This is a genomic window from Pseudomonas sp. Kh14 (assembly GCF_900291005.1).
Lineage (GTDB): Bacteria > Pseudomonadota > Gammaproteobacteria > Pseudomonadales > Pseudomonadaceae > Aquipseudomonas > Aquipseudomonas alloputida.
Genome location: NZ_OLKJ01000150.1, coordinates 1 through 262, shown reverse-complemented (window position 1 = coordinate 262; position 262 = coordinate 1). Strand labels below are relative to the sequence as shown.

Here is a 262-nt window from a genome sequence, read left to right as displayed (position 1 = left end):
GAGCGGAGCTTGACGGCTATACTCGTGAATAATCATATCGTTCCGGGGTGATACATGAAGACGGACGAACGATTCATCTTTCTCATCGGCCAGGCGAGAAGCCGGCTGTTCGCCAGGCTCGATCAGTCCCTCATCGATGCCGCCGGCATAACCGCGGCACAGGCGAGAGCGCTCTATTACCTCCTGACCAACGACGGATGCCCGACGGGCGATCTGAGCCGCGCCCTGGCGCTCGACAAGTCGGCCGCCACCGGGCTGATCG

Annotated in this window: 1 pseudogene; it reads left to right on the top strand. The window is 61.5% G+C overall.

Going from position 1 to position 262, the window contains the following annotated elements:
* Window positions 1–54: 54 nt before the first annotated feature.
* Window positions 55–262: pseudogene (locus tag FQ668_RS27640) on the top strand (hypothetical protein); the annotation flags it as partial.